12 protein-coding genes are annotated in these 14285 nt (G+C 45.3%); 3 read left to right on the forward strand and 9 right to left on the reverse strand.

Annotated features, from left to right (window positions below; all coding sequences use genetic code 11):
- Positions 1-677 precede the first annotated feature (677 nt).
- Entirely contained in the window at positions 678-2267 is a 1590-nt protein-coding gene (locus ACVC9U_RS14020) for a ribonuclease YeeF family protein (protein ID WP_342409928.1), read from the forward strand.
- Between the two features lie 7 nt (positions 2268-2274).
- Complete coding sequence (locus ACVC9U_RS14025; protein ID WP_075755480.1) at positions 2275-2688, forward strand: hypothetical protein; 414 nt, start codon at positions 2275-2277, stop codon at positions 2686-2688.
- Between the two features lie 120 nt (positions 2689-2808).
- Here ACVC9U_RS14025 and ACVC9U_RS14030 read toward each other — a convergent pair whose 3' ends face one another.
- The 6 genes from ACVC9U_RS14030 to ACVC9U_RS14055 form a co-directional block, all read right to left on the reverse strand.
- The gene (locus ACVC9U_RS14030; RefSeq protein WP_370510589.1) at positions 2809-3033 is read right to left on the reverse strand and encodes a hypothetical protein; all 225 of its coding nucleotides are present in this window, start codon (positions 3031-3033) and stop codon (positions 2809-2811) included.
- A 25-nt stretch (positions 3034-3058) separates the two neighbouring features.
- The gene (locus ACVC9U_RS14035; RefSeq protein ID WP_081379962.1) at positions 3059-4687 is read right to left on the reverse strand and encodes a pyridoxal phosphate-dependent decarboxylase family protein; all 1629 of its coding nucleotides are present in this window, start codon (positions 4685-4687) and stop codon (positions 3059-3061) included.
- 21 nt (positions 4688-4708) lie between these two features.
- On the reverse strand, positions 4709-6067 hold the full coding sequence (locus ACVC9U_RS14040) for a sodium-dependent transporter (protein ID WP_441391181.1): 1359 nt from the start codon (positions 6065-6067) through the stop codon (positions 4709-4711).
- A gap of 135 nt (positions 6068-6202) precedes the next feature.
- Positions 6203-7084, reverse strand: coding sequence for an SDR family oxidoreductase (locus ACVC9U_RS14045; RefSeq protein ID WP_145699692.1), 882 nt, complete (start codon positions 7082-7084; stop codon positions 6203-6205).
- Positions 7005-8078, reverse strand: coding sequence for a PQQ-dependent sugar dehydrogenase (locus ACVC9U_RS14050; RefSeq protein WP_075755472.1), 1074 nt, complete (start codon positions 8076-8078; stop codon positions 7005-7007). Before ACVC9U_RS14050 ends, ACVC9U_RS14045 begins: the two co-directional genes overlap by 80 nt.
- Positions 8079-8199: 121 nt before the next feature.
- The gene (locus ACVC9U_RS14055) at positions 8200-9291 is read right to left on the reverse strand and encodes a citrate synthase/methylcitrate synthase (protein ID WP_075755470.1); all 1092 of its coding nucleotides are present in this window, start codon (positions 9289-9291) and stop codon (positions 8200-8202) included.
- A gap of 110 nt (positions 9292-9401) precedes the next feature.
- On the opposite strand from ACVC9U_RS14055, the gene ACVC9U_RS14060 reads away from it, so the two are divergent.
- Positions 9402-10280, forward strand: coding sequence for a LysR family transcriptional regulator (locus ACVC9U_RS14060; protein WP_075755468.1), 879 nt, complete (start codon positions 9402-9404; stop codon positions 10278-10280).
- A gap of 48 nt (positions 10281-10328) precedes the next feature.
- Here the strand turns inward: ACVC9U_RS14060 and ACVC9U_RS14065 are convergent, their stop codons facing one another.
- The 3 genes from ACVC9U_RS14065 to hmpA all read right to left on the reverse strand — a co-directional run bounded on the left by ACVC9U_RS14065 (position 10329) and on the right by hmpA (position 14281).
- Positions 10329-11156: a C40 family peptidase gene (locus tag ACVC9U_RS14065; protein WP_020450723.1), complete on the reverse strand. Its 828-nt coding sequence runs from the start codon at positions 11154-11156 to the stop codon at positions 10329-10331.
- A gap of 405 nt (positions 11157-11561) precedes the next feature.
- Entirely contained in the window at positions 11562-12971 is a 1410-nt protein-coding gene (locus ACVC9U_RS14070) for a SpoVR family protein (protein ID WP_075755466.1), read from the reverse strand.
- A 95-nt stretch (positions 12972-13066) separates the two neighbouring features.
- The gene (gene hmpA / locus ACVC9U_RS14075; protein WP_441391182.1) at positions 13067-14281 is read right to left on the reverse strand and encodes an NO-inducible flavohemoprotein; all 1215 of its coding nucleotides are present in this window, start codon (positions 14279-14281) and stop codon (positions 13067-13069) included.
- Positions 14282-14285 lie beyond the last annotated feature (4 nt).

The following is a 14285-nucleotide window of genomic DNA, read 5'->3' on the forward strand; positions in this document are numbered from 1 at the left end:
TCACAATATCGCTTCAGAAGAAAAAGAGACAATGACGCTGAGAGTGACGATATAACATTGAAGAAAATGTCGTAGAATACCCAGATAGCATTTAATTTCAGCCTTGAAGAATTTGCACAGGCGTACAATAAAGTAGCGCAAGACTTTGAAAAACGATGAAGAGATGAAAGCTCCTATTCTTAATCGGATTCATCAGGGTGGGAATTACTCTGTTCATTTGGCTAATGTTCCAAAAACGACAATAATAATAAAAAATCGAACCGTTAATATGAGAAACAACCAAGCGCATTCATATTGACGGTTCGCTTCCTCAACAATTTTACACCCGTTTGTATAATCTCCTGGGATTTTTTGAATCCCTATCTAAGAGGAGTCAAGAACAGAGTGATAAAAAATATGAGTTTATATGGTAGGTTGCAACACTCCTCATGCTTCTAGTGATGACTCTTAGTACTATCTTTTTAAAAATTGAACCTTTGTATAATATCATCATTGTATTAATTTACATTTTGTTCATGGGGGTTATAAGGAGCAAATCGAAAAAAGCTGAGATCTAGTCCGAATGTTCTATGCAGATTGATTCATTTTCATGGATAAACAGGATTTATTCTCCAATTCCCTTCTATAAAGTGGTAAACTCTAAAATGATTGTAACTTTAGTATTAGAGGAGAGTGCCATGAAGACTCTGGATGTTCAGGCGTTGCACAATGCACTAGATCAAACGCTGGAACAATTAAAACACCAATCAGCCGAAATCGCCAAAGTCAAAAAGGCCGTTGACGGCATCACATCACTTGATGATGCTTTAAAAGGAAAAGGCGGCGACGCGATCCGCGCCTTTTACGAGGAGTGCCACACCCCTTTTTTGCGGTTCTATGATACTTTCATAGAGGAATACAGTTCCACGCTGAAGAAAATAAAAAGCGCGCTGAATTCCCTGGAACCAAACCATAACGGATTTATTTCACAGTCCTTTCTCGAACACGAACTTGAGAATGGCTTAAATGCGGCCGATCGCACAACGAAACATTTGGTTTCTAAGACCAACGCGACGATCGCAAAAGTCAGCCATATCGTAGATTTACCGGATTTGAATGACAGCGGTTTTCATGAACAGAATCAGAAAGCGTTAAAGGAAATCAGCACGACTCTTGAAAAGCTGCATGCGTTTGACCGCGAGCAAACAAACGCCCTCAAAACGGCTGAAAACGACCTAGAAACGATGCAGAAATACATTTCAAGGCTCGAAAAGATGTATACCGGACCAAAAATTGAAATCACCGGCTACCAAAAAGGTTCGATTTTAAAGCCGGATGATATGGATAACCTGAGCGGAAATCAAGAAACAGCGATGGGTGCCATGTTGAAAAAAGTCGGAGACAAAGAAGATGCTGACGTAAACACTCTCGCCGATCCAGATCGATTAAAAAAATTGGCGACACAAAAGGTTTCCAAAAAAGAGTACACTCAAGAGGAATTGAATGAACTAAAAAAAGATTATAGAGTATTTAACGATACGCTTTACCGGGCATACATAGATGGGGATACAATCGTTAAGATAGAACCCGCCTACACCCTTCCAGAGAATGTGGAAAAAAGCGACTTTGCTAAATATTTCGATACGGCGATGGAATTTACAGGTGTGTATGATGCAGTAAGAGCAGCGTTTGGATACGACCTTGCGACAGGTGAAATCGTTAAAGGTAATGGTGACCGTTTGATGGCCGCATTGAATGTCACCCCTTTCGGAAAGGCATTTAAGTACGGAAAGCGCGGCTTCAAGTTATTTAAAGGTGAAGAAGCGGGAAAGAAAGTTGCGAAGGTAGATAAAGGATCGAAAGCAGCTAAGGATGTTGGAAAAGTTGAGCAAAACCCTTCTAAATCAGCAAAGGAAACGCCCAAAAAATCTTCTGAGGGAAAAGACAAAGTTAAAGATTTTGATCTGAGTTTTGCGACTAGCAAGCTCAAGAATGGAAAGATTTCCGTTAATGATTTAGAATCCATGATACCAAAGGGTACACCAAACAATTTTAAAGCAAGTGAAACTATAAAAAAAGGATACAAATACAACTTTGAAATTGATGGAAAAAAAGTAGAAGTCAAGTGGCATTCACCGGATTTAAACGCAAAAGAGAAATTTCCGGACAGTAATTCCGGAAATATGTGGACTGCCCAAATAAAAATACAAAAAAAACTTCTAGGACAAGATGGTAAACTCCATAAAAAACCGAGTAACATAACCCACATTCCAGTTGTAGGAGAGTGAAACGAACATGGATTTTTCTAAGTTTGATGAATTACCCGATTCTTTACCTGAAGATACATTAGAGAAGTATTTCAATCAGATTGTTGATATTTATGAAAGTGCAAAAGATAGTGTCAGTTATATTGAATTATCAGAAGCAATTTACCAACTTTCAGAAAGACAATGGCATACTTATAAAATTCTGGACGACAAAATTAAACATAAAATAGATATTTTAATAAAAAATATCTTGGATGCAAATTCTTATGATCTAATAGACAATGCTACATCAATAATAGCTTATTTGGGACTTCCAGAAAGCTTTAAAGCATTACAGGAAATGATTAAAGAAAACCCTAGTGAAGAAGTTAGAGAGCTTATAGAGGAAACTATTGAGGAATTGGAAGGAAACGTTGAAAATCCATATTCAGGATTAGAATAAATATAAATGTTTTTTAGAGGGCGCCACAACTGGCGCCTTCTTTTTTAATTCAACGCAGAAATGGTGCTCTTAATGAAGCGAAAAAAATGTGGCCCTTTACACAAGAAAGGGCCTTTTTGATTACTTCAATAAAGCTTCAATTTTCGCCTTTGTTTTTGGCCCGTAAATACCGTCCGCAAACAGTTCTTGCATCAGCTTGCACCGTTTCAACGACCAATTCAGCGGCATTCTGTCACCGTGAATCTTGCCATCTTTTTCGACACACGTTTCCACGCTGATCGACTTTACATTGGCATTCGATTTAAGGAAACTCACATAACAACTGAACTTTTTTATGATATGCATGATATGCGACTTCATTTTCAAATTTTTATCCGGCTGCTACATCGGACGGTTCAACATGCGCTTTTAAAAAGGCGATATAATGGTCAATTGTATCAACTGTCGTGTAAGGTGAGACACTGTAGAATTTCTGGACATAAAGCGGCACCGGCAAACGGCTGTCAGCAGGATAAACGTATGTTTGCTTTTTCGTGCTGCCAAAATAGGTGTAACTGCGGTACCTTCCCAATGTTTCGGCGATTTTTTCATTGAATTTGTTAATATTCCGCACTTCTTCCTCCGTGATGGCGCCGCTGATTTCTTCATGGTAGCGGACATTTCCCGGATAGAAGCGGAATGTCGTTACAGGTGATACATCATTGGTGACGGCTGCATTCGGAAAAGCCTGCAGAAGTTTTTTTCGAAACGCCAGGTTAACTCTGATGTAATTGGCCAAGATCTCCTGGTAGCCTTCGATTCCGAATGCGAGCAGAGAAGCATAAATCGGTATGCTGCTTCCCATTCGCGAACACTCTAGCGTATAGCTCGTATGATAGCTGCCAAACCCCCTGTTACCGACATAAGGCGTCTCATCCGGATCCAAATCAACGGCTTTCAGTGCCTCACGGTTTTTCACCAAGAAAAGGCTTGTGATATACGGCGTTTGTCCAAGTTTATGAAAATCAAAGACCAAGCTGTCCGCCAGGTGCAAATGCTGAAAATGTTTTTTGTAGCGGGCAAGCGTCTCAAGCACCTCATCTTCAAGATGAAGCGGGTTTCCGGTGAAATCGTATCCGTTAAAAAAACCGTACATCCCGCCCATCGCCGTATCGGCATGAATATAGACAGGAGGCAAACCGTAGGCGGCCTCTATTTCCTCAGTCACTTTTTTGATTCCGGCCAAATCATCGATGCCAAATGAGTCAGTTGTGCCAAGCGTTGCCAAAACATATATCGGATGTCCGCCTTTTTCAATCACGGCTTGCATTTTTTCCCGCAAATCGGTCAGATCCATCGAATGATCGCGATTCGTCTTGACCTTGATCAAATGGTCCGTCCCGATTCCGGAAGCTTCCAGCGATTTGTAAAGACTGAAATGCGAAAGCTCTGAACAGAATGCGTACAGGTGATGCGGTGTTCCTTGCTGATTCGCTTCAGGATACGCGCTTGCGATCGCCAGCCTGAGCGACTGAAAAACAGCTCCCTGCCCGCCCCATGTGGTAAAACCGCCGCTCTTGTGCCTGTCATAACCGACAATGTCTGAAAGCATCGCCGTGATCTGCACTTCCGTCCTTGCTGCAGCCGTGCCGTCTACATCCCATAAATTGTTTCCGTTTAAAAGAACCATTAAAAGATTCCCGGCGATGCTGGCGTTGTTCGGCAAAGGCGTCGCGTTGGCCACATAATGCCTGTTTAAAAAACGGTGGCCGTCAAGCAATTTCAATAGCTCTTCGACGCTTTTTTCCGCCCCGAAGCCTTTTTCCGGCAAGGCGGCCTCTTCAATGACGCTTTGATAGTAGTCAGAGGAAACTTCAGACTCGCGGCCAAGCGTCATCCGGGCGGGATCCTTCAGCCTGTCCATTCCGGCCAATACCGCTTCAAGCAATGCCAGCAGCTGATACCGCGCCTCATGATTGCCATCCTCGCTCGGAAACATCTGTTGAAAGTCTAACACCATATTCACCCATCTCCTGATCTTTTAAAATGAAAACACTCCGATTAAATTTAAAAAGACAAGTACAATTGCAAGCGGAACAAGGAAACGGAGAAGATAAAACCACACGATAAAAAAGCCTTTCCCCGCTTTTGATCCGCTTTTCATTTCTTCATATAGATCGTGTTTGGACAATTTCAGCGGAATAAAAATCGAAATAAAAAGCGCTCCAAGCGGCATCAAAATATTGCTGACGACATAATCCGCCGCATCAAAAAACGTCTTCTTAAAAATGAACGGCTCATCGAGCACTCCGTAAGACAAGCAGGAAGGAATGCCGACGGCAAAAATCAAAAGGCCGATCGCCCACGTCCATTTCCCCCTTTTCGTTTGATCGCCTTTTGTGATTGCGGCAACAATGATCTCGATCATCGAAAAAGCCGAAGTCAGCGCGGCAAATAAAAAGGCCGTCAAAAACCCGATAAAAAACAGCATCCCGAATGGAAGCCGGTCAAAAACTGCCGGCAGAACCGCAAATAATAAAGTCGGCCCCTGATCGGGCTGAAGCCCGAATGAAAAGACGGCCGGAAAAATCGCCAGGCCGGCAAGCAGCGTGACGGTAAGGTTCATGATCACGATCGAGACCGCCGACTTCGGAAGGTTTTGTGACTTTGACAAATAGGAGCTGTACGTTACCATCACAGATACGCCAAGCGTCAGCGTAAAGAAAGCTTGTCCGAGCGCAAAAAGAATCGCCTGCGGCGTCAGGCTGCCAAAATCGGGCACAAACAGAAAACGCACGCCGTCGATCGCATGCTCAAGCGTCAGAGCCCTTAAAACGAGCGCAATAAATAAAATAAATAATAGCGGCATCATAATCGAACTGACGCGCTCGATTCCTTTTTGCACACCCTTCGCCACGACGAGGATCGTCATGATGATAAACACAAGCTGCGCTGCCAGTGTCTGCAGCGGATCTTGGATGATCGACCCGAATAGCTCCCCGTATCCGGCCTGTGTGAGACCCGACAATGAACCGGTTACTGCTTTGATGATATAAAGCAAAATCCAGCCGCCGATCACACTGTAAAACGACAGGACAAGGAAGCAGGCGGCGATTCCGATCCAGCCTGTGATCACCCAAGGCGTCCCCGGCGCTATTTTTTGATAGGTGCCGATAGCATCCGATTGGCTTTTTCGGCCTAATATAAATTCCCCCAAAAGCAGGGGGTATCCCAGCAGTATCGTAAATAGGACAAAGACAAGGAAAAATGCGCCTCCTCCGCTCGTTCCCGCCACATAGGGAAACTTCCAAATCGCCCCCAGGCCGATGGCGGATCCCGCTGCCGCGAGAACAAATCCAAGTTTGGATGCCCATTTTGCTGTCATTCTGCGATCGCTCATTCATACACATCCTTTCTCTTTCTGCTTCTATTATCTCTTACAGGGCAGCTTTTTTGAAAGTGATCTTTCAAATTTTTTTTTTCCGAAAAAACAAACAGAAAAAACCGGCTGCCTTACAATAGCAGCCGGTTGAAATTATGTCGTCACATATCTTCCGCCGTTGATGTGGATCGTCTGTCCTGTCATATAAGAGGAATCGTCTGAAGCGAGCAGAACATACACCGCAGCGTGTTCAGAAGGCTGTCCGGGCCTTCCCATCGGCGTATTTGTACCGTGTTTTTCCGTTTTTTCCGGCGAAAAAGTAGCCGGAATGAGCGGCGTCCAAATGGGCCCCGGCGCTACCGCGTTGACGCGTATTCCTTTTTTGACAAGGGATGCAGCCATCGAACGGGTAAACGCGACAATCGCACCCTTTGTGCTCGAATAGTCAATCAGCGCCGGACTGCCCTCATAAGCTGTGATCGATGCGGTATTGATAATCGCGCTGCCTTCCCCTAAATGCGGGAGCGCGGCTTTTGTCATGTGAAACATGGAGAAAATATTCGTTCTGAACGTTTGTTCAAGCTGTTCGGTCGAAATATCTTCGATCCCTTTTTGCGGATGCTGTTCGGCAGCATTGTTCACGAGAATGTCGAGCCCGCCAAAGTGATTCACCGCTTTTTCGACAGATGTTTTGCAATGTGCTTCATCCCCGACATCTCCGGGAATCAAGAGGCATTTTGCGCCTTCTTGTTCGATTCGTTCTTTCGTTTCCTCGGCATCCTTGTGTTCGTCCAAGTACATGACGGCAATGTCGGCACCTTCTTTGGCGTATGCAATGGCGGCCGCTCTGCCGATTCCGCTGTCTCCTCCGGTGATAATGGCGGTTTTTCCTTTTAATTTGCCGCTTCCTTTGTAGTCGCGGTCTTCCGAGAGCGGAAGGGGCACCATCTTGTGCTCAGCCCCGGGTTGTTTTTCTTGTTTTTGCGCTTTCTGTCCATCCGTCTGTCTGTTTTTTTTCGCCTCTTCCGTCGCCATTGTTCGTAATGAAATACAGATCATCTCCGATTACTTTTACATCCCTGATTCTGCCGTATCCGCCAAGCCATTTGACCGCTTTGGCTTCCGCCGGATCGATCCGGAAAACGCCCTCACTCCGCAGCCCGGCCATATAGAGGATATCCCCTTTCTGCGCTAAACCGGATGGGGCCCACGTTTCTTCTCCCGAATGGATGAGCGGCGCTTTCATTCCCCGCTTCTTATCGCTTCCTTCAATCACCGGCCAGCCATAATTGGCTCCGGGTTCTATTTTGTTCACTTCATCATGTCCAGACTGCCCGTGTTCGGAGCTGTAAAACTGCCGGCCGATCCATGCGAGGCCTTGCGGATTCCGGTGTCCAAAGCTGTATACATAAGACGAGCGAAAAGGCTGATCAGCAGGGATCGCACCATCAAGGTCCATCCTTAAAATCACCCCCGCCAGCTTTTCAGGCTGCTGGGCCCATTCCCTTTCCCCCGCATCACCTGTCGTGATGTACAACTTTTGATCGGGCCCGATCGCCATCCGGCCGCCGTTATGAATCACGCCTCCGGGCAAATCGGCAAGCAGCTCCTCCGTTTCCGTCCAAGTGAGACGGTCAAGCGTCAATTTTACGATCCGGTTTTTCAGATGGCCCCCGTCTTTGTATGTATGGTAAACGTATGCCTCCTGATTGTTTTTGAAATCAGGATGAAGTACAAATCCGAGCAGCCCGCCTTCCCCTTCTTGATGAACGGGCTTTTTCAGCTGAAGCTGCATGCGCTCCTTTTTGCCGTCAGCAATGGACACGATTCCCCCGTTTCTTTCGGTCACGTAAAAAATCTCGCCAGTGTGAGCGATCGTCCAAGGCACATCCAAGCGCTCTGCGATAACTTCGGCGCCGCTTCCGCCTTCTTTTGCGGCCGCCGCTTCATGTTCAGCATCAAAATCCCGGCCTTCCGAGCATGCACCTAGAAAAAACAGCATGATCAACATCAGGAATCCTTTTTTCATCGTCTCCCCCTTAAAGGATTTTCTTGATGAATACATTCAAGAACACCGGCATAATTCCCTACTTAAACATTCAAAAATCTATTAAAAAACACGCGCTTCGCTGAGAAGGCGTGTGTCCGCATTACTGAGAAACCAATTCTCCGATATATTTAGCCGACGGCCTGAAAATCATGTTGTTATCAGCCTGCTCCAGCACATGGGCGCACCAGCCGACCATTCTCGCTGCCGAAAAAGTAGGGGTAAACAATGCGGCATCAAAATCGATCGCCTTCATGACAGCCGCTGCGTAAAATTCGACATTCGTATAAAGCTTGCGCCCCGGTTTGTATTCTTCCAAAAGGCGGATCGCCGTATTTTCAACATGAAGAGCAAGGTCGATATCCCGGTCGCCCCCGGCAATTTCCTCAGCTTTCACCCTTAAAGCCTTCGCTCTCGGATCATGCGTTTTATAGACGCGGTGTCCAAATCCCATCAGTCTCTCGCCTTTTTCAAGCTTTTCTCTTATATAGCTTTCTGCGTGCTGTTTTTCCCCGATGCCTTCCAGCATATCAGTCACCGCAGACGGCGCTCCGCCGTGCAAAGGTCCTTTCATCGTGCCAAGTGCAGATGTGACGGCAGAAACAAGATCGGATTCCGTAGACACCGTAACTCTTGCCGAAAAAGTTGAAGCGTTCATGCCGTGTTCCATCGCAAGAATCATGTACGTTTCGAGCGCTTTTTTCTGAGCTTCTGTCGGGCGCTTTCCTTTCAGCATGTAAAAATAATGTTCCACAAAGCCAAGCTCATCCAGCGGCTGAACAGGCTCTTTTCCATCAGTCAGCCTTTTTCTGAACGCGATAATCGACGGGGCGGCTGCAATCAGTCTGAGAGCCTGCTCCATTGTCGGCTTGAACGCAAACGATTTGTCCCCGAATGAAGAGACGGCCGTGCGAAGAACCGCCATATCGTCTAATTCGGCAGGAAGGCTGCGGATCAATCGCTCGCATGCTTCTGGCAGCACACGGAATGAAGCGAGCATCTCATTGAATTGACTGAGTTCCGCCTCCGTCGGAAATGCCCCGTTGAGTATGAGATAAGCGACTTCTTCAAATGTGGATGTAAGCGCCAGTTCATCAGCATTGTACCCTCTGTAGATCAGCTTTCCCTCTTCACCGTCAATGCGGCTGATGGCTGTTTCAACACAAGTAATCCCTTTTAATCCATGATAAACCATATCAATTCCTCCTTTTTCCTTTGTAAATATCATTATAGTTGATATAATATTTAAAAAATATTGAATTATATTGATGTCTTTGATTAACAAAATTAATCAGGAGGACTGCAATGGATTTTAAATGGCTTCATACCTTTGTTACTGCCGCAAAATACGAAAATTTCAGAAAGACGGCGGAAACCTTATTTATTTCTCAGCCGACCGTCACCGTCCAAATTAAACTGCTTGAGGAAGAACTCGGGTGCCAGCTGTTCACCCGCAAAGGAAGAAGCATTCATTTAACGAAAGAAGGGCGCGCTTACCTTCCTTTCGCCCTTCGCCTGCTGGAAGACTATGAATCGAGCATGGCAGAGCTTCACAGAATCAGACAAGGCTATTCGCAGACATTGAATCTAGCGGTTTCACCGCTTATCGCCGATACGATTCTCCCATTTGTATTAAAAAAATACACAGCGCTGCATCCGAATTCGGAGATCAAAGTAAAGATCGCCGAATCAGCTGAAATCGCTCCCCTGATTTCAGCCGGCCATGCAGATATCGGATTAAGCTGCTTAAACGTGCAATCGTCAAACCTGAACTGCTATTCCATGTACAGCGATCCCGTGATTTTGGTTGCCCCTCATGAGGGCCGCAATTCAGAACAAGCGCCGCCGCTCGATGTCGAAGATTTGCTTGAAGAATATTTGCTGTTGACCCATAATCACCCCGAATACTGGGACGACCTCGTCAGGCAGCTGAGGATCAAATTTCCGTTTGTCAGAACAATGCTCGTAAGCCAGACGCATATTACGAAACGATTTATTTCAGAAGGACTCGGTATATCATTTTTGCCGCTGTCGACTGTGCGCCGCGAGCTGATGGAAGGAAGATTAATAGAGGTGCCGTGCGATTTCATGAAGCTTCCTGTTGCAGGGGGATATGCGATTAGTCTGAAAGATAATGAGAAGGTCGAACACTTTTTGGCGTTTTTAGCCGAGTTCCGTTTCTAAACGGGAAAAAACCCGTTCACCATGATGAACGGGCTTGTCCCTGCAACATTAGAAGCGTTTTGCTCCAAGATAGCGGGGCTTCCAATAGCTGTTTGTCATATCGCTGATCGTTACGCCGTCAGAACCGGCATGAACGAATTGATTGTTTCCGATGTAAACCCCCATATGCGAAGGTCCCGGCTGATATGTCGTGAAGAATACGAAATCACCTACTGCGGGGCTTGATACGCTCTTCATCGAATTCCAGTATCCGGCTGTGTTCGTTCTCGCCACATTTGTCTGTTTGTTGAGGATGTACCAGACAAACCCGCTGCAGTCAAATCCTGATGCAGATGTTCCGCCCCATTTATAAGGCGTTCCGATAAGGGCTTTTGCATCTGAAACAAGTTTTGACGTATTCAGCGCTGAAGAGGTTTGCGCAGGCGCCTTGCTTGTCCCGCTTGATGCAGAAGGCTTTGTCGTTGATGCAGCTTTTACGCTTTTCGTCCCTTTAACTTTTAATACTTGTCCGATCCGGATTAAATCTGTTTTTAAACCATTCAGAGATTTCAGTTCATTGACGGTCATGCCGTATGTCCGAGAAATTTTCCAAAGGCTGTCTCCTTTGACCACTTTATGCGTAGCTGATGAAGCTTGCGACGCTTTTGCAGACGAAGAGCTGCTTCCATTGATCGACAGCCTCTGACCTATGTAAATGATATCGGATTTCAGCTTGTTTTCCTGTTTAATCTTGCTGACACTTGTGCCGTACTTCTTCGAAAATCCCCATAACGTATCCCCTTTTTTCACAGTTATAGTTTGCGCGGAAGCCGCTCCCGCAAATAAAGTCGATCCTAAAACAACCGCTGATGCTGCTGTTATTACTTGTTTTTTCATGTTGTCCTCCCAATAGCAGAATATTTTATATTTTCAAAGGCGAAAATTAGCAGTTTCATTTTTTTGAGAACGGCTGCTTCAGCCCTTCCTCTGTTTCTATTATAAGGAGGGAATTCCATCAGGTATAGTCTTGACTTACTATGTCAAATTCCTTAATTATTCGTTTTTAAAAAAAGTTTTTAAGGGTAGATAATATTTCATTTACATTTCAAAGGTAACTTAAATACTACATTTTCGCACTTTCCAGCAGCCAAAATTACAATTTTAGAAAGAGTATTAAATACTTTATTTTACATTTTTATGATTAACTTATAAAACTGGACAAACGTTCTTTTATTTGGCATAGTGACGGTCGTCGTTGCGCTTTAAAATAAAAAAGGCTGCCCGAATGCAGCCTGAAACTTTTTATAAATATCTGCGATGGACAGCCTTTCCATCATAGGAAAACATGACGGGCTTATCTTCGAGCACGGTTTCGACATGCACGCTTCTTCCCCATAGCTGGTGAAGGTAAGGCAGAACTTTTTCAAGATACTTTAAATCGAGTTCGATCCCTTCATACCAATGCTTAATGTATAATTCATTGTTCTTTAAGTAATCTCCGTCCTCAACTGTCAAATAAGGAAATCCTCCGTTGACTCTCATGCTGACAAGCTGATCGCGCACAGCCTCCCAATCCTTGTCAACGATTTTATAATCCCTTCCCTGTTTTTGAAACAAGTAGAGATCTTCCCTCATCACGAGATCTTTCGTTAAATAGTTTCTGATAAATGAAATGTCTGATTCGATCTCCCTGACTTCAAATATTTTTTCTCTCCCCGAGTTCGGCTTTACACCCATCTTCTTCATATCTTCTGTCGGGTTGTTGTAGCGCTCCTCTATGTCCTCAAATATTTTCAATCCGAGATAATATGGATTGATGCCCGTTTTGGACGGCTGAACCACTCCCGCGTTGAGCTTGGCGAATTCGATCGCTTCACTTGATGTCAGCTCAAGCTCGCGGATGATCCGCTGATGCCAGTAGGACGCCCATCCTTCATTCATGATTTTCGTTTCAAGCTGCGGCCAGAAATACAGCATTTCCTCTCTCATCATCGTTAAGATGTCGCGCTGCCAAGGCTCCAGCTCCCGCGAATGTTCTTCAATGAACAGCAGAATATCTTTTTCCGGCTTCGGCGGAAACTTTTTTTTCGTCCTTTTCTTCTTCTCTTTCGATCCTTTGTGATCCAGTTCCCAGAGGTCGTCATAAGGAGTGGGCGGCGCGTCTGTTTCTTCTTCTTCTTCATCATCTATGCTCCACGACAGCTTCGGCCTCACGAGCGAAGGGTCAATGTGTTCTTCAATCGCCAGCACCGCATCGAGAAATGCTTCGACTTCTTTTGAACCGTGAACCGTCTCATAATGTTTAATCCGCTCTGCTGTCGCCGACATGCTTTCAACCATATCGCGCTTCGTATTTTGGAAACGGCAGTTATTTTTAAAGAAATCACAATGAGCCAGGACGTGTGCGACAATCAGCTTATTTTGAATCAATGAATTGCTGTCCAGCAAAAACGCGTAACACGGATTTGAATTAATGACAAGCTCATATATTTTGCTCAAGCCAAAGTCATAGTGAAGCTTCATTTTGTGAAATTGCTTGCCGAAACTCCAATGGCTGTATCTTGTCGGCATCCCGTATGCGCCGAATGTATAAATGATTTCAGCCGGACAAATTTCATATCTCATCGGATAAAAATCCAGGCCGAATCCTTCCGCGATCTCCGTAATTTCTGCTATCGCCCGCTGCAGCTCTTTTTGTTCCCGTATGCTCAATACTCAAATCCCCCCCGGTTGGACTTCTCTTTATTGTATGAGCCGGGTTTTGAAAAGATGAAAGGCAGCTGTCGGTTTGACAGCTGCCTCTTTGGCTAGTTCGCTATTTGCATGTCAAGGGATGAAGCAAAGCTCTCATAGCGGATGTTTTCCATCGAAACGCCAAGATTTTGCAATCCTTCAATCACGCTTTTCATAAATGAAAGCGGACCGCATACATAAAATTCGCTATTTGGATCTTTCACGATCGATTCCAAAAGCTCTTCATTCACCCGGCCTTTTACAATATGATCTTCCGTCGCTCCAGCATCCCTGCTGTAGACAAACAGGAGACGGTTCGCCGGATTGTCGCCGAGCAGCTTCTCCGTTTCTTCCTTGAAAGCGTGATGCTGTTCAGATTTCGCAGCGTGCACGAATGTGATCTCGCGGCTGCTTTCTTTTTGAGCCAATGTTTGCACCATGCTCATGACAGGCGTGATGCCTGATCCGGCGCTGATGAAGTAAACCGGATGATCCGTTCCTTCGGAAAGGGTGAAATCTCCGGCCGGAGCGCTCACTTCCAAGCTGCCCCCGATTTCCATGTTCTCATGCAGATAGCTTGATACCCTTCCGATCGGCTGCCCTTCCTCCGCTTCCAATTTGACTGAAATGCGGTAGTAGTCTTTATTCCAGGCATCTGACAAGCTGTACTGCCTTGTTAAGAAATACGGTTCACCGGGAATTTTAATGCGGACAGATACGTACTGTCCGGGACTGAAAGCGGGCAAATCCGTTCCATCGGCAGGCTTCAAATAAAAGGAAGCAATCGTAGCGGATTCGACCCGCTTATCCATGATGACAAACGGTTTAAATCCTTCCCAGTTTCCATCCTGCTTTTTGTCTTCTTCATACATTTGTTTTTCGACTTCAATAAATACGCGGGCGATCTCTTCATAGGCTTCTGCCCATGCCTGGAGAATGTCCTCTGTCGCAGCTTCGCCGAGCACAATTTCAATTGCTTCCAAAAGGTGCTGACCGACAATAGGATAGTGCTCTGGTTTCACATGCAAACTTTTGTGTTTATGCCCGATTTGTTTGACAACCGGCAGCAGGTCTCCGAGCCGGTCGATGTTCTCAGCCGCCTGCAAAACAGTGAAAGCCAAAGCTTTCGGCTGTCCGCCGGTTTGCTGGCGGGACATGTTGAAGATATTTTTCAGTTCAGGGTGCGCATTAAACATCCGCTTGTAAAAACAAGTGGTGATCTCTGTTCCCTTTTCTTTTAAAACAGGGGCGGTCGATTTGACAATTTGCATGTTTTTTTCAGATAGCATAACG

This window comes from Bacillus sp. GM2 (genome assembly GCF_056155945.1).

What these genes read in the sequence shown, in the direction of transcription:
- ACVC9U_RS14020 (WP_342409928.1), top strand. Translation starts at nt 678, where the DNA reads ATGAAGACTCTGGATGTTCAGGCGTTGCACAATGCACTAGATCAAACG.
- ACVC9U_RS14025 (WP_075755480.1), top strand. Translation starts at nt 2,275, where the DNA reads ATGGATTTTTCTAAGTTTGATGAATTACCCGATTCTTTACCTGAAGAT.
- ACVC9U_RS14030 (WP_370510589.1), bottom strand. Translation starts at nt 3,033, where the DNA reads ATGCATATCATAAAAAAGTTCAGTTGTTATGTGAGTTTCCTTAAATCG.
- ACVC9U_RS14035 (WP_081379962.1), bottom strand. Translation starts at nt 4,687, where the DNA reads ATGGTGTTAGACTTTCAACAGATGTTTCCGAGCGAGGATGGCAATCAT.
- ACVC9U_RS14040 (WP_441391181.1), bottom strand. Translation starts at nt 6,067, where the DNA reads ATGAGCGATCGCAGAATGACAGCAAAATGGGCATCCAAACTTGGATTT.
- ACVC9U_RS14045 (WP_145699692.1), bottom strand. Translation starts at nt 7,084, where the DNA reads ATGGCGACGGAAGAGGCGAAAAAAAACAGACAGACGGATGGACAGAAA.
- ACVC9U_RS14050 (WP_075755472.1), bottom strand. Translation starts at nt 8,078, where the DNA reads ATGAAAAAAGGATTCCTGATGTTGATCATGCTGTTTTTTCTAGGTGCA.
- ACVC9U_RS14055 (WP_075755470.1), bottom strand. Translation starts at nt 9,291, where the DNA reads ATGGTTTATCATGGATTAAAAGGGATTACTTGTGTTGAAACAGCCATC.
- ACVC9U_RS14060 (WP_075755468.1), top strand. Translation starts at nt 9,402, where the DNA reads ATGGATTTTAAATGGCTTCATACCTTTGTTACTGCCGCAAAATACGAA.
- ACVC9U_RS14065 (WP_020450723.1), bottom strand. Translation starts at nt 11,156, where the DNA reads ATGAAAAAACAAGTAATAACAGCAGCATCAGCGGTTGTTTTAGGATCG.
- hmpA (WP_441391182.1), bottom strand. Translation starts at nt 14,281, where the DNA reads ATGCTATCTGAAAAAAACATGCAAATTGTCAAATCGACCGCCCCTGTT.